The sequence below is a fragment of the Pseudomonas sp. P7758 genome, from assembly GCF_013386485.1.
Lineage (GTDB): Bacteria > Pseudomonadota > Gammaproteobacteria > Pseudomonadales > Pseudomonadaceae > Aquipseudomonas.
The window spans coordinates 1-23,614 of record NZ_JACARS010000096.1; the positions used below are offsets into that span (position 1 = coordinate 1).

Below are 23,614 nucleotides of genomic sequence, written 5' to 3' on the forward strand. Positions count from 1 at the left end.
TATGTACACAAACCTCACGCCGGAAACCGCAATGGCAACGCCGGCTTCAGCAACGCCGCCGGATCCCGATAACGCGCCCCAAAGTGGTCCCCCGGCAACCGCGCCCGCCCAGCCCCAAACAACCGCTCCCGCAACGTCTCCCCCTCGTTGTACCGCTCACGAAACCGCCCCCGACGACGCAACTCCGGCACCACCAACTCAATAAAGTCCCGCGCCGTCTCAAACGACAAATACTGCCTCAGGTTAATCCCGTCGATCCCATCCTCATCCAGCCATTTCTCAATCGCGTCCGCCACCACCGTCGGCGTACCCGCGACAAAAAACCGCTCGCGATTAAACCCACCCAGCTGCGCCAATACCGCCCCAACAGTGGAGTCCGCCTTGTACCGGCTCAAACTCTCCCACCCCTTGACCTGCCGACTCACCAGATCACTGATCAACGTATCCCGCGGATACGCCGTCAAATCAATCGCCGACTGCCCGTGAGCCAGCGACGCCTCGACACTCACCAACTTGCGATAACTGTCGAGCTTGGCACTCACCTCCTCATCCGTCCGTCCAACGATCACCCCCGCCATCACAATAAACTTCAACCCCGCCGGATCGCGATCATGCTCAACCGCCTTCTGCCGCATCGCCTGGATATTCGCCCGCACCGCCGGCGCATCATTACCACCGGTAAACACCACTTCGGCATGCCGCCCGGCAAACTCGATCCCGGCCGGTGACCCCGTAGCCTGAAACAATACCGGCGTACGCTGCCGCGAAGGCTGGCACAAGTGTGGGCCGGCAACCTTGAAGTGTTCCCCCACGTGGTTGATATAGCGCACCTTGTCCGGATCGGTGTAGATCCGACGCTCACGGTCGACAATCACCGCGTCATCGTCCCAGGAGCCTTCCCAAAGCTTGTACAGCACGTCGAGGTATTCATCGGCGATCTCGTAGCGGTGATCGTGAACCACCTCAGTGTCGTGCCCGAAGTTGCGCGCCGCATTCGGCAAATACGAGGTGACGATGTTCCAGCCCACCCGCCCCTTGGTCAGGTGATCGAGGGTACTCATGCGCCGCGCAAACGCGAACGGCGGTTCGTAGGTGGTGGAAAAGGTCGCGCCGAAACCCAGGTTCTTGGTCACCCCGGCCATCGCCGGAATCACCAGCAGCGGGTCGTTGCTGGGAATCTGCATGCCCTCACGCAGCGAGGTCTCGGGGCCGTCGCGAAAGCGGTCATAGGTGCCAATCACATCGGCCAGGAACACGCCGTCAAAGGTGCCGTATTCCAGCAGCTGCGCCAGCTCGGTCCAATAGTCCAGGTCGTTGAAACGGTGCCGGTTGTTGTCCGGGTGCACCCACAAACCATGGACGATGTGGCTGACGCAGTTCATCTCAAACAAATTCACGTGCAGTTGCTTTGGCACCAGGAGCACTCCTTTCGTAGATACGTTTTCCAATACGTCAGATCGCGACATTCAGGTAGAACGGGATCGGCGTGTAGTCGGTTTCAAGGGTCGGGATCGCATCGATCAGCGCGCGGGTATAGGCATGGGCCGGACGGTCGAACACCGCGCGTACCGAGCCGGACTCCACCACTTCACCGGCCTTCATCACCAGCACACGCTCGCTGACGTGGTTGATCACGCCGAGGTCATGGGAAATGAACAGGCAGGCCAGGCCGAGGCGGCGCTTGAGGTCGTCGAGCAGTTCGAGAATCTGTGCCTGTACCGACACGTCGAGCGCCGACACCGGTTCATCGCAGATCAGGATCTGCGGCTCGGACGCCAACGCTCGGGCAATCGCGATGCGCTGGCGCTGGCCACCGGAAAGTTCGATCGGCCGGCGCGACAAGGCGCTGGCATCAAGGCGTACCAGTTCCAGCAGTTCCAGGGCACGGTCGCGCCGGGCATGACGCGGTACGCCAGCCACCACCAGCGCTTCGAACAGCACACGCTGCACGGTGTAGCGTGGGTCGAAGGAGCTGAGCGGGTCCTGGAACACCACTTGCACCGCACGCCGGGCTTCGCGTTTTTGCCTGGCGTCGAGGTCGGACCAGCGCTGGCCCTTGATCCACACCTCGCCGGCATCGGCGGTTTCCAGGCCGAGTATCAGCCGGGTCAAGGTGGTCTTGCCGCAACCCGATTCGCCCACCACCCCCAGCGTCTCGCCGCGACGCAGCTGTAGCGACACCTGGTTCAGCACCGTGCGGGTTTTGCCGTCGGGGCCGACAAAGGTTTTGGACAGATCGCGTGCTTCAAGCAGTATTTCGCCCTGGGGCGCCGGCTCGGGCTCCACCGCCGTGAGCAGTCGGCGTGTGGGCTGGAAGTGCACGGCCTTGGCGGCCCGCAGCAGCAGTTGGGTATACGGATGACGCGGGTCTTGCAGGACCTGTTCGGTGCTGCCCTCCTCCACGATCACCCCGTGGCGCATCACGGCCACGCGATCGGCCAGGCGCGAGACCACCGACAGGTCGTGGCTGACCATCAGCAGTGCATTGTCTTCACCGCGCAGGCTCTCCAGCAGGGCGATGACCTGGGCCTGCACCGTGGCATCCAGTGCCGTGGTGGGTTCATCGGCAATGATCAGCCGCGGATTGCAGGCAATCGCCGAGGCGATCAGCGCCCGCTGGCGCAAGCCGCCGGAAAGTTGCCAGGGGTATTGGCTGGCGCGCAGTTCCGGTTCCGGCACACCGACATCCCGCAGCAGTTCCAGCACCCGCAGGCGGCGCGCTTCCAGGCCCAATGCGGTGTGCAGGTACAACGGTTCTTCGATCTCGGCACCGACGCGGCGCAGCGGGTCCAGCGCGCCCAACGCGTCCTGCATCACAAAGCCGATGCTCGCGCCGCGCAGTTGCTGCCAGGCCCGCTCGTTGAGCTGGCGCAGGTCGACGCCCTGGAAGGCCAGCTTGGCAGCCTGGACATGGGCGTCCTTGCCGGTGAGGCCAGCCAGGGTGCGGGCGGTGACGCTTTTGCCGGACCCCGACTCCCCCACCAGCGCCAGGCATTCACCCCGGCTCAACTGCAGACTGACACCGTGCAACACTGGCTCGGCCTGGCCGAAACGTACTGTGAGGTCGCGGATATCGACCAACGGGCCGAGGGTATGGATGTTCATCGTCATAGAGGCTTTCCTTCGCTGCGGCGCAAGAGTTCGCGGCCGATGGCACTGATGGAAACAACGGTCAGGGTGATGATCAGGGCGGGCCAGGCCACCAGCCACGGCGCATTGGCCAGGAAGCTGCGCCCGATGGACATCATCCCGCCCCACTCCGGCGCAGGCGGCGGTGCGCCGAAGCCGAGGAAACTCAAGGCGGCACCGGCAGTGATCGCGCCGCCGATGCCGATGGTGGCGAGGATCAACACGGGCTTGAACGCATTCGGCAGGATGTGCCGCAGCACCACCGCCAGCTGCGATTGGCCGAGGGTGACGGCGGATTCGACGTAGCCGGCATTGCGTACGCTGAGGGTTTGCGCCCGCACCAGGCGCGCATAACGCGGCACACCGGCAATGCCTATCGCGAGAATCAGATTGGCCGTGCCCTGGCCGAAAAACGTGATGATCACCAGCGCCAGCAACAGGTCGGGAAACGACAGCAACACGTCGATCCCGCGCATCAAGGCGCCGTCCAACCAGCGCGGCCCAAGGCCTGCGATCAAGCCGAGCAAGGTGCCCCAGGCCAGTCCCAGCGCAGTGGCGGCGAGGCCCATGAACAGCGACGAACGCACGCCATAAATCAATCGGCTGAGCACATCGCGCCCGTTCTCATCAGTGCCCAGCCAATGCACATTGCTCGGCGCCTGGAACGCCATGCGCGCCGACGCCTCCAGCGGGTCATACGGGGCCAGCCATTGCGGAACAACGGCGGCCAACAGCAACAGCCCGACAAATACCCCGGCGAGCAACAGACCCGGCCGCAGTTGGGTAAACCCGACAAGACGCAACGGGCGATTGCCGATCAACGTTTCAATGGTTTGCGTCATGCCAGGCTCCTGGTGCTAGGGCGCGGGGTTGGGAATGCGCTGGTGGATGGCCTGGATCTGCGCCTTGATCTCATCGCCAAGAGTCACGTCCAGCGCGCCGAGGTTGTCGCGCAATTGCGCCAGGCTGGTTTGCCCGGTCAGTGCGCTGGTGACGAAGGGTTTGTCGATGATGAAGGCCAGGGCCAGTTGGGCCGGGGTGAGGCCATGTTGCCGGGCAATCTCCACGTAGCCGGTGATGGCCTCCTGGGCCGAGGCACTGTCGTAGCGATTGAAAGTGCGGTACACCGCCGACAGCCGCGAGCCCTCGGGCCGTGCGCCGCCGAGGTACTTGCCGGTGAGTGCACCGAAGGCCAGAGGCGAGTACGCCAGCAGCCCGACGCCTTCGCGATGGGTGAACTCCGAGAGGCCGCCTTCGTACAGGCGGTTAAGCAGGCTGTAGGGGTTTTGCACACTGGCAATGCGCGGCAGGCCGAGGCGTTCGCTTTGCTTGAGAAACTCGGCGACGCCCCAGGGGGTTTCATTGGAAACCCCGATGTGGCGCACCTTCCCGGCCTTGACCTGATCGGCCAGCACCGCCAGGGTTTCCTCGATGGCGACGCTCTGGGTGTCTGCCTGATACGGGTATTCGCGCTGGCCGAAGATGTTGGTGGTGCGGTCGGGCCAGTGCAGTTGGTAAAGGTCGAGGTAGTCGGTGTTCAGGCGTTTGAGGCTGCCGTCCAGGGCTTCGACAATGTTGCGCCGGTCGTGGCGGCTGAGGCCGTCGCGGATGTGCTGCTGGCTGCTGGGGTCACGGGCCGGGCCGGCGATTTTGCTGGCCAGGATCACCTCGTCACGTCGACCACTGGCCGCCAGCCAGCTGCCGATGTAACGCTCGGTGGTGCGCCAGGTTTCGGCCTTGGTCGGCGTGGGGTACATCTCGGCGGTGTCGATGAAATTGATACCTTCGGCCAGTGCCAGGTCGATCTGTTGATGGGCATCGTTTTCGGTGTTCTGGTGGCCCCAGGTCATGGTGCCGAGGCCCAGCACGCTGACTTGGATGTCGCTGTTGCCCAGTTGGCGGTAACGCATGGGTGATCCTTTTTTCTTCAAGGGTTGATGGCTCATACCGCACTCGCTTCGTCGCGGGCGGCCTGCTGCTCGGCGTCGGCGGCTTGCAGGCTGCGCCAGGCGGCGTTCGGGGTGACGTCATTGAGGTAGTAGTTGCCCAGTGCCCGTTCGCGAAAGATCGCCGGGTTGTGGGAGGCCAGGGTTCGCGCGTTGCGCCAATGCCGGTCGAAGCGACGCGACTCGCTGGTGGCGGAGGCGCCGCCGACTTCGAACAGCAGCGTGGTGGCTTCCAGTACCTGTTCCAGCACGATCTGTTGCGCCTGAAAAGCGCGAATCTCGGCCTCGGTGTAATGCTGTTCGGTTGCGTGCCCGCCCTGCTCCGCTTCGTGCACGTCCTGCAGCACCTCGGCGACGGCCAGCACCTGGGTGCGTGCGGCATAGGCCAGGCTCGACAAGCGGCCGATCACGCGCTGCACCAGCGGGTCATCCTTGGGGCTCGATTGCCCCGGCACACCAAACGCGCGGGTGCGGCCCTTGACAAATTCGGTGGCGTCACGCAGCACGGCGTTGGCGATGCCGGCCAGGGTCGCCAGGTGGAACAGCTGGTAGAAAGCGCTCAGGTAGGACTCGGCGCGCAGTTCGTCTTTCTTGAAGCGCCGCACAATGTGCTGCTCCGGTACGTTCACCGCCTTGAAGCGGGTAGTGCCGCTGCCGGTGAGTCGCTGGCCAAAGCCGTCCCAGTCATCTTCGACGGTGACACCCGGCGCGTCGGTGCGTACCGCCAGGCTGACAAAATCTTCGCCATCCAGGGCCACGGCCGCGATCCAGTTGGCGTACAGCGTGCCGGTGCAGTAGTACTTTTCACCGTTCAGCTGCCAGCCGGAATCGACCGCGCTGAGGGTCACCGAGTTGCGGGTGGTGTCGGTGCGCTCGGCCATGGCGGCGCCCCACAACTCGCCGTCGACGACTTTGGCGAACCAGTAATCCTGGGAAGCGCTGTCGCGACTGGAAAGCCGGCCTTCGACGAAACCGAAATGCGCGCGCACGATCTGCGGCAAGTTTGAATCGGCCTCTCCCAGTTCAATCAACAGGCGAAACAGCTGCGGCAGGCTTGCACCCAGGCCGCCCAAGGCCTGCGGCACACGCAGTGCGCCAAAGCCGGCCTCGCGCAGCCATGCCACCGCGTCATGGGCCAGCTCGCGTTGCTGCTCGCGGGCGACGGCGGTGTCGGCTATCCGGGCAAATACGTCAGCGAAACGCTGGTGCAAGTCGGCATAACTCACTTCAGCGGGGATCGAAGCACTCATGGTTTTTCCTTCTTCAAAGGCACTCACGCTTGGTTGGCCCGAGGGTCAATCCAGCGGTTGATCAAATCGACGGCCAGGTTCACCAGCACATAGACGGTGGCGGCCAGCAAGGTCACGCCCAGCACCACCGGCACGTCTTTGTTGCTGGTGGCATCGAGCATCAAGCGCCCGATGCCCTGGCGTGCAAACAGCAATTCCACCACCACCGCGCCGCCCAGCAGGCTGGCGAACACGAACCCGGCCAGGGTCACCAACGGCACCAGCGCATGGCGCAAGGCATGACGCAGGCGCACAGCGGTTTCGGACAAGCCACGGGCACGGGCCATGGCAATAAAGGGTTGTTCGAGGGTGTCTTCCAGGGACTGGCGCAGCAGCTGGGTCAGCACTGCCGCCACCGGCAACGCCAGCGCGATCGAGGGCAGGATCAATGAGCGCCAGCCAACGGAACCGGAGGGCGGCAACCAGTGCCAATGAAACGAAAACACCAGCAACAACAGCATCCCGATCACAAACGAAGGTGCTGAAGACAGCACCAGCTCGCTGCCTGAAACGGCTGAACGCACCCAACGCGAACGATTGGCGGTGAGGATCGCGCACACCAGGGCCAATACCACCGCCAGCAACGCCGCGCTCAGGGACAGTTGAATGGTTGCACCGATCTGCTCGGCAATCGCCTGCTGCACCGGGATGCGCAAGCGATAGGACTCGCCCAGGTCGCCATGGGCCAGGCGCACCAGGTAATTGCCGTATTGCACGATGAGGGGTTGGTCCAGGCCGTACTCGGCACGCACCCGGGCCAGCAGCTCCGGGGTGGGCATCGAATCCGGCCCGCCGAGGATTGCCAGCGCCGTGTCACCGCCACTGAAATTGACCGCGAGGAACGTCAGCGTCGCCGCGCCCCACAGCACGCCAATGCCCGCCAGCAGGCGCCAGGCGATGGATTTGAACAGGCTCATGGTTGCCCCCGGTCCAGCCAGATGCTGGTGAAGAACGGTACGTTGTGGGAGGTATCGAAAATCACCCCCTGGACCTGCCGGCCATACGCGGTGAGCACCTGGCTTTCCACCGAAGGCACCGCCGGGACGGTTTCGGTCAGGCGCTTTTGCGCCTCGCCATAGAGCGCCTGCAATTGCACCGGGTCGCGGGATTGGCGGGCGGCGCTGAGCACGCGATCCAGTTCGGCATCACGGAAGCGCCCGACGTTCTGGCCGATGATCTTGTCGGTGCTGATGGCCTGGCTGTGATAGAGCACGAACAGGCCATCGGGTGTGTTGGTGTGCCAGTAACCGCCCGCCAGCGCCTGGAACTTCCCGGCGTAGCGTTTCTCGGTCACGCGGGTCAGCGGCAGCATTTCGATGGGCATCTCGAAGCCGACTTTTTTCAGGTCGGCCTGGATGGCCACCGAAACGCTGGCGGGAAACGCCGGGTTGTCATAGGACAGCATCGTTGCATTCAGGCGCTGCCCGTCCTTGGTTCGATAGCCCTGGGCATCGCGCCCGGTCCAGCCGGCCTCGTCCAGCAGCGCATTGGCGGCTTTCACGTCGTAGGCCAGGGCGTCGTTGTTGGGTTGATAAAACCGGGTGTTGGCCGCCAGGAAATCCGCCTTGGCGATGTATTCGCCGAAGCCGGAAATCCACGCCAACCCTTCGCGGTCAATGGCCTTGGCCACTGCGCGACGCACCCGTACATCGTCGAACGGTGGCTGCTCGACGTTGAAGGTCATGCTGCGGCTCGGGTTGCCTTTGCGGATCCGGCTGCGCATCACCAGGTTCGGGTTGGCACGGATGGCGGCGGCATTCTGGGCCGGTGCATCAAGCGCGAAATCCGACTGGCCGGACTCTAGCGCCGTGAAGCGGATCATGGCTTCGGGGACGTAGCTCAGCTCGATACGGTCCAGGTAGGCCTCGCCCGCGTGGCGCGTCACCGGTGGCGCCCAGTTATAGCCGGGGCGCTTGATGAACACCGCGCCCTGGTCACGGGTGTAGCTCTGCAACGTAAACGGCCCGCTGCCGATGGGGTGCTCGGCGATGGTCTTCGGCGCCTCGCGAATCTGCCTGGGCGAGATCATGCTCAGCCAGGACTGCGCCAGCACATCCAGGAACGGCGTATAGGGTTCGCGCAAATGGGCTTCGAAGGTGTAGTCGTCGATGACCTTGCCATCCAGGTACGGCGCGATATAGGCCGCGGCCAGTGGGGACTTGGTCGCCGGGTCGCGCATGTGGTCCAGGTTGGTTTGCAGCGCCTGGGCATTGAATTTCTCGCCGTCGCTGAAGGTCACGTCGTCGCGCAGGTGAAAGGTGTAGGTCTTGCCGTCGTCGGAGATGTCCCAGGAGCGGGCCAGCCACGGGCTGATATTGCCCTGCTCGTCCTGGTACACCAGGCAATCGAAGAGAATCCGGCCCATCCACTGGATGTTGCCGTTAGACAGTGCGTGAACATCGAAACTGCCGGCGTCGGAGGCGGCTGAGACGCGCAAAGTTCCGCCACTGCGCCCCGGTGACGACTCATGAAAGTCCGTCGCCGAATAAGTCACTACACCGTTGGTGACCGTGCCATCAGCCGCAGACGTTTCATGTTTCGGTGCCGCAGCCGGTGAGCAGGCATTGACTGCCAGGCACAGTGAAATAACCGCCGAAAGTTTCAGGATGGTTGTCAATGACACTTCCTTAGAGGAACTCGATGAACACTGAAAGTTTGCAATTACGGGGTGTAATGCAGTGAGCATGCCAGTCTTCAAGAAACGCCATATTGACCACAAAACCAGCGCAAAACCCTTGTAAAACGGGGCGAACACTGCCAAACACTTATATGGTTATACCCGTTATACACCCCGGAATTGTTGGTAGCCTTACACACTGCTTATCAACTGTTGCGTTCGCGACAGCTGCAGCAATCCCAGCCATTAAAGTTGACTGTTGAGAATCAAACACCGATTCAAAACAAAGTATCCCGCAGAACACTTAACCTTAACTAAGCGCCCGTATTCCTTGGCCAATAGTCTTGGCATAGAAACTGCTCAGAGCGAAACAGGCATGACTATTCGAATAGAAAGCTGGGGCTCTTTTATCTATTCACAAGGAACACGCTTAATGGATCCAATCTTTCGGGGAGAGTTGCAAAAGTTGACACTTGCCGTGCGGCAAGCAACTTGGCTGGCGATGGTGGGGCTGGGCTCAGCCCTGGTTTTTTCCGCCAGTGTGCAGGCAGATGATGAGGTCACACCGACGACCGGAACACGGCTAAAGACGGTGACAGTAGAGGCACAAAAAATCACGCCCGTTGAGGCAGCCAAAAGTCAGCTGTCCGAAGTGCCAGGCGGCACCAGCGTGGTCGACAGCGAACAAGTGGCCAAGGGACGCACCGCCACCTTGCAGGACACCCTCGCCTATCAGCCGGGCGTGTTCGTGCAGTCCACCGGCGGCAACGACGCGGCCAAGATCTCCATCCGTGGCTCGGGCGCCAACACCTCGCCGGGGTATTTCCGTGAGGGCATCAAGTTCCTGTTCGACGGCCTGCCGATCACCGGCCCGGGCGGCACACCCTACGAATTCCTCAACGGCTCGGGGGTGAACTACACCGAGATCCTGCGGGGTGCCAACGCCTTCCAGTACGGCGCACTGAGCCTTGGCGGCGCCATCAACTTCGTCAACCAGACCGGTTACACCGCACCCGGGCTGCGGGTGCGAGCGGAAACCGGGAGCTACGGCTACAACAAGCAAAGCCTGAGCGTCGGCGGCGTCGAGGGTGCGTTCGATTACTACCTGAATGCCGACAACTACCGCAGCGACGGCTACCGCGACTACAGCCTGTCGAAGAGCCAGGGCGTGGTGGCCAACTTTGGCTACCGCTTCAGCCCGCAACTCGAAACCCGGGTGATGCTGCGTTACCGCGACGAGTTCCACAACGACCCGAGCGCCACCACCCTGGATGCGGTCAAGCACCACTCCGACCGCGCCAGTGCCACCGCCGAAAGCAGCGGCGCCGGCAGCCGTCGCCCCGGCAGCGTATGGCTGGGCAGCAAGACCACCTACACCTTTGAGGACGACGCCACCCTGTCGGTGGGTTTCGTCTACTACCAGTACGCCCACAACAACAGCCCGAACAGCCCGAGCAACCCCAGCTACTGGGACTGGCATGACCTGAGCGCGGTGATCAACTACGACCGCCGCGACACCCTGTTCGGCCACGAAAGCCGCTCCAGCCTGGCCTTCACCTCCACCGAGCACCTCAAGGGCCAGGTCGACTCCACCTTCGCCAACAAACAGACGCGCAAGTTCGTCGACTACAGCTCCTCGTTCGATCACGTGTTCTCCGTGGGCAACGACCTGGAACTGGTAGACGGCCTGTGGCTGACCAGTGGCGTCTCGGCGATCAACGTGCGCCGCCATGCCGACGTCAAGGAAGCCCTGGTGGCCAACACCACCACCTACCCGAGCGATGTGACCTACGACAACTGGAGCCTGGCACCGCGAGTGGGCGTGCGTTACGAGTTCAACCCACAACTGCAAGTGTTTGCCAACGTCAGCCGCTCCGTCGATCCACCGGCGTCCTGGGAATACTCCGGCTCCGGGCCGACCACGCCGTACGTACGGCCGCTGGTGGAACAGAAAGCCAATACCGTGGAAGTCGGGATCAAGGGTTCATCGGGCATCTTCGACGGCAGCCTGGCGCTCTACCGCTCGTGGGTGAAAAATGAATTGCTCAACGTGCAGATCATCCCGGCCACCTCCACGGCTGCTGCGGTCACCGGTGCATTCAACGCCACGCCGACGATCCACCAAGGGATCGAGGCCGGCTTGAATACACGCCTGTGGGAAAACACCTCGGGTGAAAAAATCACCCTGCGCCAGGTGTATACCTATAACGACTTCTACTACCGGCACGACCCGACCTTCGGCGACAACCAACTGCCGGGGATTCCGAAGCATATCTATCAGGGCGAAGTGCAGTATCAGCACCCGGCGGGATTCTATACCGGGGTGAACGTGCAATCGGCTTCGCGTACGGCGGTGGATTATGCGAACAGCTTCTATGCGCCCTCCTACACGATCTTCGGGGCGAACGTGGGGTATGAAACGCCGAGCAAGGACTGGAAGGTGTCGCTGGATTTGAAGAACCTGACCAATCAGAAATACGTGACGGCGGTGCAGCCGTTGTATGACGCGAAGGGGCAGGATACGGCTTCGTTGTATCCAGGGGATGGGATTGGGGCTTATGTGGCGGTGGAAATGCGCTATTGAGTCAGCGCATAACCTTAGCTGTCGATGTTCTTATTCCTCACGCCCGGCGATGGGTAAATTGTTAGCCACGTATCTCATTGAGGAAGTGGCTAATGTCTGAGTCTCGATCCGAGCCTGTGGTGTGGATTGCCGGTGTGGGTGCCGTGGCCGGCCTGGGAGCGGCGCTGGCGCGACGCTTCGCGCGGGAGGGTTTGCAGGTGGCTGTCAGCGGCAGGAGCCCGGACAAGTTGCAGGCTGTGGTCGAGGGCATCCGTGCGCTCGGCGGGGAGGCGGTGGCTATCGTGGCGGACTCGGGAATCGAGTCCGAGGTGATCGCCGCCAGCCAGCAGATCAGCCAGTTGGGCCCCCTCAAGGCCGCGATCTTCAATGTCGGCAACTCCGTCGCAGCGCCGACCCTGGAGTTGAGCGCGCAGTTGTTCGAGCAGACCTGGCGGGCATCGACCCTGGGTGGCTTCCTGTTTGCCCGCGAGGCCACCCGCTTGCTGCTCGCCAGTGGTGGCGGCAGCCTGTTGTTCACCGGGGCTACCGCTTCATTGCGAGGCAAGCCACCGTTCGCCGCCTTTGCTGCCGCGAAGGCGGGCTTGCGCTCACTGAGCCAGTCATTTGCCCGCGAGTTCGGGCCACAAAACGTGCACGTCGCCCATGTGGTCATCGATGGCGCCATCGACGGTGAGCGCGTGCAAAGCCGGGCCCCGGATTACCTGGCGCGACTGGGGGAAGACGGTGCGCTGAAACTCGAAGACATCGCCGACGCCTATTGGTACCTGCACACCCAACCGCGCAGCGCCTGGACCCAGGAACTGGACCTGCGGCCCTTCAAGGAACCCTTCTGAAAACCGCCTCACGCCTGGAGGATTGTTCATGGGAACTCATCAGACTCATCTCGCCCCGCCATCGGTCATCGGCGAACTCAACTACCTGTTGGACACCGGCGAGCGACCGGTGAACTACACCTTCCCGCAGCCAGACGGCACACCCAAGCGCAACGGCGTGCTGGACCCCACCCAAGTGAGTATTCACAACGCCCGGTTGCTCGACGAACCGGCTTGTCTGGATCGCAACGGTTTCGAAAGGATCGACCACACCAGCTCGGTGCCTGACCTGGAAAACGATGATCAGGTCCGTGAACACTACTATCCGGAAACCGAAGCCTTGCTCAAGCAACAGACCGGTGCGGTGAAAGTGGTGATCTTCGACCACACCATCCGGGTGGACGAGCCTGGACGCGAGGACCGCGGGCTGCGTGAGCCGGTGCGGTACGTGCATAACGACCAGACCGAGCGCTCGGCAATTCGCAGGGTACGTGATCATTTGCCTGCGGATGAGGCTGAACAGCGGCTGCTGGAACGGTTTGCGATTATTAACGTCTGGCGGCCGATTGGTGCGCCGGTCCTGAGCACCCCACTCGCCCTGTGCGATGCGCAAAGCATGGCCGAGAGCGACTTGCTGCCCAGCGACCTGGTGTATCGGGACAAGGTTGGCGAGACTTTTTCGGTCAAGGCCAATCCCGCACATCGCTGGTATTACTACCCGCAGTTGCGGCCGGATGAAGTGCTGCTGTTGAAGATCCATGACTCGCGTAGCGATGTTGCAAGGCGCAGCGCACATACGGCGTTTGATGACCCGACTACGCCGGTGGATGCACCGCCAAGGAGGAGTATCGAGGTGCGGGCGTTGGTGTTTTTTGGGAATGCAGGGAAATAAAAAAGGCCGCGAGATAAATCTCGCGGCCTTTTTAAATTATATGGTCGGGACGGAGTGATTCGAACACTCGACCCCTAGCACCCCATGCTAGTTATTGGCGAATTTCAGCGGATCGCTAAATACCCAAAAATAATCCGCCACGCTATTATCTAAAAGGGCTCCAGAACGCCACCACGTCCAGCACCATCCAACGAAATCCATCGGTAGCTGACGTTTCTGTGGGGGTAAATGTGGGGGTATTTTTTTGGAGGGAAAAGTTATGACCAAACTCACCGCCAAAGAACTGGAATCATTAGACGCCAACGATGCAGGTCGAGTTCTCAGGGAAGATGGCGGTCTCTCTGGCAAGGTCCAACTCAAGAAAAAAGGTATTACCGTCGCGTTCTATTACCAGTTCCGATGGGAAGGGAGATTCACCGATATTTCGTGCGGGACATGGCCAGGCACATCACTACCGGAAATACGCAAAATACGGAACATCGCCCGCGATCTTTTAGCGACCGGAGTGAACCCCAACGATTATAAACGAGCCGAAAAAGCGCGAGTCCGCGCAGAGGTCAACGCTCAACTTGTCGCCGCCGAAACGCTCAAGGCAAAGGGACTGACCTTAGGAGATATGGCAGAAAAATGGCTGCTAAACGGCGTAGCGAGGAAAGATGGTAACGCCGAACTGCGCCGACGCTTCGCCAAAGACTTGTACCCCACATTGAAAAACAAAACATTGTCCTCTGTAAATGAGCACGACTTACGGAGCGTCGTGCGCACCGTCGTCGGTCGCGGGGCCAATCGACAGGCCATTGGGTTGTTTGCTGATATTACCCAGATGTTTGCATGGGCAGAAAAGCGCCAACCCTGGCGGGCTCTGCTGATTGATGGCAACCCGACCAACCTGATTGAGATGAATAAGCTGATCCCATCTGACTACGAAGAGGAAAGAAGCCGTATTCTCTCGCCTGGTGAGTTGTTGGAACTGCATAACCGCTTCCAGCAAATGACCGCCGATTACAACGCCCTCCCCGCGGGTCAAAAGTACGAGGGTGTTCGTCCATTAAAGAAAGAAACCCAACTTGCGCTCTGGATCAGTCTGAGCACCTTGTGCCGGATCGGCGAGTTGCTTCAGACCGAATGGAAGAATGTCGATCTGGACCAACAAACCTGGTTTATACCGAGCGAAAACGTCAAAGGCTCCCGGGGCAAGAAACAGGATCACCATGTCTTCCTCTCCCCCTTTCCCCTGCATTTCTTTCAGGAACTCAAGACCCTGACGGGAGATTCCCAGTGGTGCTTTCCGAACAAGCAGGATGATGGGCATGTGGACGTGAAAGTAGCGAGTAAACAGGTCGACGATCGCCAGGCTCGGTTCAAGAACCGCAAGGCCCTGTCAAGACGGCGTCATGACGACACGTTGGTGCTTGCCGACGGCAAGAACGGTGACTGGACGCCGCATGACCTGCGCCGCACAGGCGCGACCATGATGCAGGCTTTGGGGGTCAGCCTGGACGTCATTGATCGCTGCCAAAACCATGTACTGGCTGGCTCCCGGGTTAGGCGCCACTACCTCCATCACGACTATGCCGAAGAGAAGAAACGCGCCTGGAACCTGCTGGGTGATCGGCTCAGTGCTGTCTTGTCCTCAACCTACGAGCATCCACCAACCGAGTCGATGATGTCTTTTCCAGCGTATACCGCGACAGGATTTCTACCGTCTTCATAAGGTGGAAGCTCATGGGTTCGGCGATGGATGCAATCTGCGATGACCGGGGCAGGCCAGCATGCCGCCTCCACGAGTACTCAGGATGCTTGACACTGTGATATCCCAGAATCTGCCCTTCGCGTCAGCTGACAGCACAAACGCCGCAGTGAACGGCGGAAGCATCAGCCGTTTTTGTATGTACGTACCACCGAACTGCAGGACACCAGGCTTGGGTCATCGCAGACAGAATCGAAGCACACAACAGTTCATCGATTTGGAGCGGGCCGCTTTCGTCGACCTGGCGGTCTCAAGGAACAAGTGCAACAGTCAGTTAATTTTTTCTGAGCATGCTAATCACGAAACTAGGCATTCCCGCCTCCGAATCATCGTTACCACTTGGCGTCTGAACGAACCTAGCCTACCTGACTAAGCACAATTTCCACTGCCAAGGGCTTAGCTGAGCCATGATCAAACCCTTTGGTCGCTGCAGCAGTGGCTATACACAACCCCCATTCATCGCTTAAACAATGGCTATACATACCCCCCCCTACATCGCCGATGTGACGGCCTGGAATGACACGATAGAAACGCCCATTAGATGCATCCACCAGGTAGCTTGGCGGGGAGGGGGCTTGCTCTTACCGGTTAGTTTATCGTTTCAAGCTTGTTGGTCGCGGAAAACTGAAGATGATCCACCAGCACCTCAACCGGAAATTTCCAGCCCAGTGTCTGACGGGGTCGGGTGTTGAGCAAATCAGCGATTTCGTCCAGTCGTGCCTGCGTCACCAGAGAGAGATCTGTGCCTTTTGGGAGGTACTGACGTAACAAACCGTTCGTATTTTCATTGCTACCACGCTGCCAAGGCGAGTGTGGATCGGCGAAATAAATCTTCATCCCCGTGCGCGCAGTGATTTCGGCATGACGAGCCATTTCGCTGCCTTGATCATGGGTCATGGTTTTTAGTAGCGATGGCGCCATCCGCGACATTTCCCTCACAATGGCTTCCGCCGCCGCCTCAGCGGTAGGCCCTTCGAGTTTGGCGAGAATCACATAACGGCTCGTGCGTTCGACCATTGTGGCAACCGCAGAGCGATTATTGGCGCCCATGATCAGATCACTCTCCCAATGCCCTGGAACCAGACGGTCTGCAACTTCTGGTGGTCGTAGGTGAATACTCAGCTGCGCAGGGTAGCGTTCTCGACGCACATTGCTCTGGGTTCGCTTGCGACGTTTGCCATCAGCCTGCTGCAAATAACTGATCAGCTGACGCTTCAGTTCTCCGCGTGGGTAGGCATAGATAGCGAGGTAGATCGTTTCGTGGCTCACATGTCGCTCGGGTTGGCCGGGCCAGATACTGCGTAGTCTGCGGGCAATTTGTTGCGGTGACCAGCCGATGCGGAGCATTTCGACGACCACTTGAAATAGCTCTGAGTCTGGAGATAAACGCCGCTGACGGCGAGGCACATGTCGAAGCTGTTGAGCCCTGCTGGTAGCTTGTATGGCGTCATAGTGAGACTGCTGGGGGGTGCGTTTGATCTCACGACTAATGGTGCTGGGGTGACGGCCTAGCAAAGCGGCAATAGCCCGCAACGTCTGTTGTTGAAATAGCATCACCATAATGGTGACGCGCTCCTCGGTACTCAAGTGTTTGTATTGGGTAGACATGGCAACACCTTACATCAGGTGTTGCACTTGTTCCTTGAGACCGCCCCTTCGAGTTAATATAACTAGAACGGTATACCGCGACGCACTGCAAACTTCATAGCAGGTGTCAGCAATACATCATCTATAAGCTTCGCACTACGCTTTAGCATCTCAGCTGACACTTTACTGAAGTTCATGTATTCCATACTGACTTCTTGAATGCTGTCTATAGCAAATTTTTTTCCGTCGAATTGCGCCAAAAAATATCTATTAATTTTAGTGCCATTCGCCAGCAGAAGATCAAAAACAACAGCCCCCCTAACCGATTGCCTATCCAACTCTCGAGAAATTTCTTCAAGACACTCAAAAGGGCTATGGTAATTGGCCGCCAAAATAAAAGCTGATACTCCCAAGCTATTAGGAAGCTCAGTAGTTACCAAATAGTCAGATTTCATTTCATGAGCCTCTTAGAAGCCGCCTCGATCAATTCAAAAACTTTATTAACTATAGCTTTTGCTGTCGAAAAATCCAGAATTCTACTGGTAGTGCTTGGAGCGTCCATATGAGCGGTTCGATGACGCTCCGCGCTATAGTAAGCATAGCACTCGTCTATCACCTCAGCGAGCGCTACGCCACCATTTGCCGTGACGTGAGTTGCTTGATCCTTTCCCAACTTACCATCCCGAAAATAGTCACCAAAGGTAGACTGCTTAGCCGGGTGGAGGTTCCCTCGGATCAACAAATCCTTGACGAACCCTTCTAAACCACGCAATGCAGGAAGAGCTACACATGAGTAGTCTTCTACAGGAAGTTCGATTTTCGCGAGCGCGAAAGCAGAGCTAAGTTGAATTCTTACTGCATCCGATATGAAACCGTGCGCAGCGGGAAGAACCGCTAAAAGTCCATCCTTAACTTGTTGAACAGTTAATTCTACAGCGTAAATTTTTGACTGCGCTTTAATAACATCATCAAGTGAAAGAACCGATCCAAGGTAGTCACTAACAATCACTGCGAGCTGCCTATACTTTCCCTGAAACTGAAGCGTACCCGAGTTATAATGCTTGATGACTAAGCTATCACCCAGAGAACCGACAACCCTGTACATCTTACACAGGGCGCCACCGTCCACCTCACTAACTTGGGCCCCTGCCTCCACCAGAAAGTCTAGAATAGGTACAACATGCTCTGATGGAAAGCGTGGTAAAGACACATTCAAACTTGCCGGGGTAGGCGTAACACACTCCTCGATGATTTTATTCGCGAAGTGTTCAAATGTATCCGGACAATGACCCGCAGCCTTTCCCAAGGAGAAAACTCCTCCCGATACGGGAAAGATCTTCATAAGAAAAACGTTATCTTTAACATGAAACCGAAGATGCTGTTCCTTATCGTTCTTTTTTTCGAGAACAGGATTAGTCCCACCATGCCGTTCAATACATGGAGCGATACTATCAAAGTTAAGATTTAGGTCTTTGTACTTCTTAGCTTCGGACTTACTCATTTCTTAAATATTCCATCCATAGGAACGCAGATACTACCCGATTCAAATGATGGCGAAAAGCCTCCGCCATTTATTGGTGCTACCCACTCGTCAGATTTCTCCCTAGGCATTGATAGCTCAATTTGGCTTTTTTGCAACAACGAGTCGATCCACCCTCTAAACAAACAAAACTGCCGAACCACATTTGTTCGCCCCCCTTCAAAGTTGGCCGCTATAGCGGCCAACCGCGGCGCTTACCGGCAAGCCATCAGCTTCTTCGCCGACCTCACCCAGATGTTTAGCTGGGCTAGAAAGCGCCAACCCTGGAGGGCCTTACTAATCGAGGATGCCCCAACTGTGCTGGTCGACATATCCCCCTTGATTGTGCTGGTCGACATATCCCCCTTGATCCCTGCCGACTACGAAGCCGAAAGAAGCCGCATCCTCCCCCGGCTGAACTGTTGGAACTGCAAAACCGCCTCCAGCAAATGACCGCCGATTACAACGCCCTCCCCGCCGGTCAAAAATACTAGGGCAGATACGCGGACACCCTCATAGGACGGTTGCCCCCAGCGCTCCCCGGAATTTAACATCCGCAACAACCGATGTTGTGACCTTAAATTCGCGATGAACAAAGGTGACAGACTGCATGTACACATTCGTGAGCTTCACCGTTGCGGAACTGTTCGAAAAAGTATGGCAAACACCCATGATCAAATTGGCCCACGACATTGGTGTTTCCGATGTCGCCGTCGCTAAAGCTTGCCGCAAAACTGGCATCCCTCTCCCTGGCCGTGGCCACTGGGCCAAACCGGAAAAACATCGACAACGCAAACCCAAACCTCCTCAGGTCGAAGGCAAGGTCCGATTCCAAGTGCTCGACCGTGGCACCCCGCCCGCCAAGCCTGGCACTGATTTGAACTCAACTATAGTCCGGCGAACGATTGAAGCCCCCTATCAATTGACCGAGCCTCACGCGCTAGTGAGTCGATGGCTAAAGAGCGCAAAAACGTCGAAGCTCAAGGACGGCCACCTCGATTACGGAGGCAAGCGTGTCTTGAATGGGATGATTTCGTCGACATTGATCGAACGCTGCGCAATCCTTTTTGATGCACTGATCAAAGAGAGTGAGGTTGAGGGTTATTCATGGAAGATCAACGCTGAAGGAAAAACCATTGTCACTGTTAACGACGAGCCGATGGCCGTGCGACTCATGGAGCGATTAGACAAACACCCGATACCACCACCGCCTCCCCCAAAACGCCGCCCTGGTGCTCCATGGGAGCCTAATTTCATGTCCCCGCGAAGCCCGCAGTTTGAATGGGCCTCAACGGGGGAACTGACGTTTCAGATCGAAGCGCGGATGGATTACGGAGAACGGAAAAACTGGAAAGACACCAAGACCGCACCGCTCGAGAAAAAACTTTCAAGCATCCTGGCGGGCTTGAGTTCCGCATCAGTTTCTATCAAGGTCCTCCGAGAGAAAGAGGAGGCAAGAGATCGTGAATGGGCTGAAGATGAAAGACGACGTTTTGAACGAGCCCGTACTACAGAAACTCAACGTCGCCTTAGACTAAGCCTCGTTAAACATACAGAGCGATGGGAACGCGCCGAGCGCTTACGAGCCTTCATAAAAGCGGTGGAAGATCGGCTGACAATTACCCCATTAGCAGATCAAGAAATGGCACAAGCCTGGATCGATTGGGCGCATAAGCAGGCTAATGTCCTGGATCCGACGCAAGGTAATCTGGCACTGATCACTACCTTGGACGTAGAGCTAGAAAGCTGGTTTAGTGGCCCACACTACGGTCAGGTAGAAAAAGGTTGGTGGTCTGAGTAGTTGACGATAAGGGGCGCAGTAGTTGTCCTAAGTAGGTGACGCCGACCTATGAAGCCGGGTTGCAGTGGGAGCACGGCGCGAATGTGTTTTCCAGCACCGAGTTCAATGACGATCGCCAGGTCATGCGCCAGGCCGCTGCGCGATTGATTGACCCCTATGGCGTAGCGTATTACTGCGGCGTCATCGGCAAGCCCTCGGAAAGGTCGCTGGCGGCACCGAGTCGCCCAGTGGCAAACGTCAGACACTGGCAGCCAAGGCATTGGTGGTGATAAGCGCCAACCACGATAGCTTCCAAAAAAATCCCTCTGGGCTTTCCATTCACCCCGCAACTCGACGGGCAATTTTTGAAAGTAGCGGGCACCTTGTTGCCCAGCTATTCCGCCAGCGAAATCAAAGTCCTTTCCGCCAAAACGCTGTTCGAGAAGCTCGCGCCAGTGCTGATGCCTGAGGACGGTATCTCATTTTTCGCAGCGATGACGTGCCGCACTTTCACAACATGCCAACAGATGCTCTGTATCGAACGTTCTACGGCGACTTCGCTAAAAAACAGCATTGCGAAGTCCTTCGCCGCATCAACAAAACCAACGTCGTCAACGAAGCCAGCTACGACGAACCCACTCGCAAATCGAGTATTGCCATGCTGCACTCCGGCAGAGTTGAGCGTTACATCTTGCTGGAAACCGACGAAGGTCGCGGCGCCTGGGTAAAAGCCCACGGCAGGGTCCAGGAGATGGAACTCAACATCGACGGCCCTGACCTGCTGAAAACGCCGGACTACGATTGGAAAGGCAATCTGAACGTGTGGTCGCCGACGGGCAAGTGCGAAGTGCGCAAAAAAGGTTAAAAACAATGGCGCACGGCCCGCGCCGACAACAACACCATCAACATACTGGAAGGGTCGCAACCATGAACCGCACACACTGTATCTTGGTCGGCGCGCTCGCATGCCTTGCCAACAGCGCCTTCGCCTCGTTGACTTGGAACGCCTGACCTATTGGCAGGAATGGGTGATGTTCAACACAGAGTGGGGCCAACTGGTAGAAACCTACACCTACCGCTTCAACTACAACGCTGCCGACAGCCTAACCGGCGCCGCCAGGCCGGACGGCAGTCGCATCACGATTTTCTACGACCCCAAGACAACCAAGGTCATTTCATTAATTGATCGCCAGGGCGAGATGGAAAGCTACACCGTACTGCAAGGCGCGCCCGATCAGTAAAAAGTCATGCTCAAACGCACGAAAAACGGCAAGAAAATGTACGACATGACCGACAGCTACCAATACAACGCCCAGGGTTTGCCCACAAACGAAAAAGTCATGAAGCGTGATGAAGGCGGTGAATGGATTGATTCGGAAAGCACTTTTTTGAGCGGTAGCGCGTTTGTTTTGGCGAACCGCCAACCAGTACGCAATCGTTGTCGTGAAAACGACCGCTAAACATTTCCGTTGGGCGGTCGATATGCTGGCGAACCATTTTTCTGCGGCGTAGCCAGTTTCACCTCAAGGCTTCGCCAGGGCTTGGCCACACTCGCCAAGTACCGTTTAACAAGGAGTTCCGGCATGTACGCCACCCTTATCGACCCGGTCAACGAAGCACTGCGGCAAATCCTCAACATCGCCGTGCAATTCGACCGCACCAACGCCGAGCGCGAAAAAATTCGCGCGGTGTTACGCAAGTTGCTAGTCATTCGCGAAATGCACGCGACTTATTTCATTTGCGTAGGCGGCACCCAAGGCGCCGGCAAAACCCACTTGCTACGTGAACTCTACGGTCTGGATGATTGGCTGCAGGACAACCCGGGCCGTGGCGAATGTCGCCCACTGTTTATCCTCGAGCGAGACTGTGAAGCATCCTACGCCCGCGGCGTGGATGAATACGGCGAGGAACACGAAATCAACCAGGAGACCCTGGCCAAGGAACTGCGCAGTTTCTCTACCGGTGAACGTTTCCTGCTGCTTCGTTTGTATGTGCCCCGCCGTCACTTCAGTGATGGCTTCGGCTTTTTGCTGCTGCCTGGATACGAACGGCTGAGCCGTACCAACAGCCTGTGGCAGGAGGAGATGCGCGACACGCTCAAGCATGCCATGGGCAGCATCATGGTCACCAACGCCAATGCCCTGGCGACTAACGCAACGAACGAAGTACTGGTCGACATGTTGGAAAACGCCCTTCAGGGCCGCCAACCGATTATTACCATCGGCCGTACCGAGGGCAAAAGCGACGATGAGCGTGACACGCTGCGCCTTTCGGCCGCGGAAGCCTGCGACGTACCTGCCGAGGAACTGGATCGTATCCTGTGCGTCGGGCGTGGCGAAGAGTACCGCGCGCGCTGGGTTCCACAACTGATCGAAGCGCTGGCCAAATACGCCCAGGTGCCGGAAAGCGTTCACCACCAGCGCCTGACGGATCTACGCTCCATCGTGGAGTTGGAGTTGGAAGCCGCTGTGACCTTGCTCGAATCTTTGGTCGAAGACGCCGGTGCACGCGCCAGCGCCCAGGACGCACTGATTGACTCCATCCTTAACAAGTTCCGCCAGTCAGTCATCAGCTACCGCAAAAAATATCAGAAGTCCTTGCACCATTACGTTGACCAATACGCACGCCAAGCCACGGCTAGCGCCAAAAAAGCCTACGGCGACGAGGAAGAAGGCTGGGGCAACAAACTACGGACCGCCAAAGACTTCTTCCTGCTCAATGCCAGCGAAACCGAGCAACGCTTCATCGATCGCATCAATCTGCACTGGGAAAACCAGGCCGGCCAGACCCCCGTTGATGCCACCTACCTTGCATTGACCCACGTTGCCAACGACCTACTCGCCCTTGGCCATGCCCCCAAAGAGCATCTCGACGCCCAGGCCGTGTTAAGCCTGCGTAATGAAGATCAGCCCGGGCAGTACCTCGGTTACGAAAAAGCTGATGGTGGAGCCATCTCCCCTTTGAGCAATAGGGTCGACCCGCAGTTACTTCAGAAGCACGTTTGCCTGCTGCTCAACGAGACCTCCAGCGAAAATCACCTCGATACCAGCACGACTCGAACCCAGCAGTTCAATACTGCCCTGCAACACCTGCCAGCGCTGACGATGGAATACCTGCGTATGAGCCAGGGCATCGCGCTCTGCCGGCGCAACGTCATAGACACTTCACAGTTGGTGAACTACGACCCCGTGCAACTCGCCAAAGATATCGGCGAAACGCTGCCCAAGTTTACCCAAGGTGCCCAGCAAGCCATTCGTGCCCTTCTTGCAATCACTGCCGTGGATCTGGCCATCGACGGAAGCTTCGATGTGATTCCCGCACTTGTCGGGGGCGCAGCCACTGGCCTTGGCGCCACCTTATCGGTGGCCGCTACTGGCCTGTTGGGGCTTGGGTTCATTGGCTACAAAGCTGCCAGTTCCGTGCATCACTACGACGTGGGCAAACGGAACTTCATCGGCGCCAGCATCGAGCGCTTCAAGGATCACTTGATCGAAACCAGTCTTGAGCACTATGACGAACTGATGGAGACGATAGAGGCACGTATCCAGCGCAATCTGAGCCTGGCCTACGGCGTTGACATTGACCAGTTCGCCGAACGCGATGCACTGGCCCGGTCACTGCGGGCACTGGACGTGTCGCGGCGCAATCTGGAAACCGAGATCGACCGTGCCCATTCCCGCTACCTGGCTTGAGCGACATCGACAGCGTC

Annotated in this window: 19 protein-coding genes and 1 pseudogene; 10 read left to right on the plus strand and 10 right to left on the minus strand. The window is 58.5% G+C overall.

What is annotated here, in order from left to right:
• Positions 1-14 precede the first annotated feature (14 nt).
• From HX873_RS20675 to HX873_RS20705, 7 genes are read right to left on the minus strand one after another with little or no spacing between them, the layout of a single operon-like run.
• On the minus strand, positions 15-1,415 hold the full coding sequence (locus HX873_RS20675; RefSeq protein WP_008431781.1) for an LLM class flavin-dependent oxidoreductase: 1,401 nt from the start codon (positions 1,413-1,415) through the stop codon (positions 15-17).
• A gap of 37 nt (positions 1,416-1,452) precedes the next feature.
• Complete coding sequence (locus HX873_RS20680; RefSeq protein ID WP_177123118.1) at positions 1,453-3,111, minus strand: ABC transporter ATP-binding protein; 1,659 nt, start codon at positions 3,109-3,111, stop codon at positions 1,453-1,455.
• The gene (locus HX873_RS20685) at positions 3,108-3,971 is read right to left on the minus strand and encodes an ABC transporter permease (RefSeq protein ID WP_003219920.1); all 864 of its coding nucleotides are present in this window, start codon (positions 3,969-3,971) and stop codon (positions 3,108-3,110) included. The genes HX873_RS20680 and HX873_RS20685 overlap by 4 nt, the downstream gene beginning before the upstream one ends.
• Positions 3,972-3,986: 15 nt before the next feature.
• Positions 3,987-5,039 carry an NADP(H)-dependent aldo-keto reductase gene (locus tag HX873_RS20690; RefSeq protein ID WP_087694258.1) on the minus strand — a complete coding sequence of 351 codons (1,053 nt, stop codon included), beginning with the start codon at positions 5,037-5,039 and terminating at the stop codon, positions 3,987-3,989.
• 32 nt (positions 5,040-5,071) lie between these two features.
• Positions 5,072-6,325 (minus strand): acyl-CoA dehydrogenase family protein, encoded by a 1,254-nt coding sequence (locus HX873_RS20695; protein WP_102368594.1) that lies wholly within the window; start codon positions 6,323-6,325, stop codon positions 5,072-5,074.
• 23 nt (positions 6,326-6,348) lie between these two features.
• Positions 6,349-7,281: an ABC transporter permease gene (locus HX873_RS20700; RefSeq protein ID WP_008431773.1), complete on the minus strand. Its 933-nt coding sequence runs from the start codon at positions 7,279-7,281 to the stop codon at positions 6,349-6,351.
• Positions 7,278-8,981, minus strand: coding sequence for an ABC transporter substrate-binding protein (locus tag HX873_RS20705; protein ID WP_177123119.1), 1,704 nt, complete (start codon positions 8,979-8,981; stop codon positions 7,278-7,280). The genes HX873_RS20700 and HX873_RS20705 overlap by 4 nt, the downstream gene beginning before the upstream one ends.
• Positions 8,982-9,414: 433 nt before the next feature.
• Here HX873_RS20705 and HX873_RS20710 point away from each other — a divergent pair, with 433 nt between their 5' ends.
• The 4 genes from HX873_RS20710 (at position 9,415) to HX873_RS20725 (ending at position 14,983) form a co-directional block, all read left to right on the plus strand.
• Positions 9,415-11,565, plus strand: a complete 2,151-nt coding sequence (locus HX873_RS20710) for a TonB-dependent receptor (protein WP_008431769.1) — start codon at positions 9,415-9,417, stop codon at positions 11,563-11,565.
• Between the two features lie 92 nt (positions 11,566-11,657).
• The gene (locus HX873_RS20715) at positions 11,658-12,398 is read left to right on the plus strand and encodes an SDR family NAD(P)-dependent oxidoreductase (protein WP_008431768.1); all 741 of its coding nucleotides are present in this window, start codon (positions 11,658-11,660) and stop codon (positions 12,396-12,398) included.
• Positions 12,399-12,426: 28 nt separating this feature from the next.
• Positions 12,427-13,269: a CmcJ/NvfI family oxidoreductase gene (locus HX873_RS20720; protein ID WP_177123120.1), complete on the plus strand. Its 843-nt coding sequence runs from the start codon at positions 12,427-12,429 to the stop codon at positions 13,267-13,269.
• Between the two features lie 259 nt (positions 13,270-13,528).
• Positions 13,529-14,983 carry a site-specific integrase gene (locus HX873_RS20725; RefSeq protein ID WP_177123121.1) on the plus strand — a complete coding sequence of 485 codons (1,455 nt, stop codon included), beginning with the start codon at positions 13,529-13,531 and terminating at the stop codon, positions 14,981-14,983.
• 624 nt (positions 14,984-15,607) lie between these two features.
• Here the strand turns inward: HX873_RS20725 and HX873_RS20730 are convergent.
• The 3 genes from HX873_RS20730 to HX873_RS20740 all read right to left on the minus strand — a co-directional run bounded on the left by HX873_RS20730 (position 15,608) and on the right by HX873_RS20740 (position 18,107).
• Positions 15,608-16,627: an IS30 family transposase gene (locus tag HX873_RS20730; protein WP_177123122.1), complete on the minus strand. Its 1,020-nt coding sequence runs from the start codon at positions 16,625-16,627 to the stop codon at positions 15,608-15,610.
• A gap of 62 nt (positions 16,628-16,689) precedes the next feature.
• The gene (locus HX873_RS20735) at positions 16,690-17,061 is read right to left on the minus strand and encodes a type II toxin-antitoxin system RnlB family antitoxin (protein ID WP_177123123.1); all 372 of its coding nucleotides are present in this window, start codon (positions 17,059-17,061) and stop codon (positions 16,690-16,692) included.
• The gene (locus tag HX873_RS20740) at positions 17,058-18,107 is read right to left on the minus strand and encodes an RNase LS family HEPN domain-containing protein (RefSeq protein WP_177123124.1); all 1,050 of its coding nucleotides are present in this window, start codon (positions 18,105-18,107) and stop codon (positions 17,058-17,060) included. Before HX873_RS20740 ends, HX873_RS20735 begins: the two co-directional genes overlap by 4 nt.
• Before the next feature lie 222 nt (positions 18,108-18,329).
• Here HX873_RS20740 and HX873_RS31830 point away from each other — a divergent pair.
• The 6 genes and pseudogenes from HX873_RS31830 to HX873_RS20765 all read left to right on the plus strand — a co-directional run.
• A pseudogene (locus HX873_RS31830) lies at positions 18,330-18,616 on the plus strand (site-specific integrase); the annotation flags it as partial.
• A 119-nt stretch (positions 18,617-18,735) separates the two neighbouring features.
• Positions 18,736-19,926, plus strand: coding sequence for a hypothetical protein (locus HX873_RS20745; protein WP_177123125.1), 1,191 nt, complete (start codon positions 18,736-18,738; stop codon positions 19,924-19,926).
• Between the two features lie 478 nt (positions 19,927-20,404).
• Positions 20,405-20,770: a hypothetical protein gene (locus HX873_RS20750; protein WP_218170357.1), complete on the plus strand. Its 366-nt coding sequence runs from the start codon at positions 20,405-20,407 to the stop codon at positions 20,768-20,770.
• A 166-nt stretch (positions 20,771-20,936) separates the two neighbouring features.
• Positions 20,937-21,146 carry a hypothetical protein gene (locus HX873_RS20755; protein WP_177123127.1) on the plus strand — a complete coding sequence of 70 codons (210 nt, stop codon included), beginning with the start codon at positions 20,937-20,939 and terminating at the stop codon, positions 21,144-21,146.
• Between the two features lie 6 nt (positions 21,147-21,152).
• Positions 21,153-21,365 carry a hypothetical protein gene (locus tag HX873_RS20760; protein WP_177048122.1) on the plus strand — a complete coding sequence of 71 codons (213 nt, stop codon included), beginning with the start codon at positions 21,153-21,155 and terminating at the stop codon, positions 21,363-21,365.
• 123 nt (positions 21,366-21,488) lie between these two features.
• Positions 21,489-23,597, plus strand: coding sequence for a hypothetical protein (locus HX873_RS20765; protein WP_177123128.1), 2,109 nt, complete (start codon positions 21,489-21,491; stop codon positions 23,595-23,597).
• Positions 23,598-23,614 lie beyond the last annotated feature (17 nt).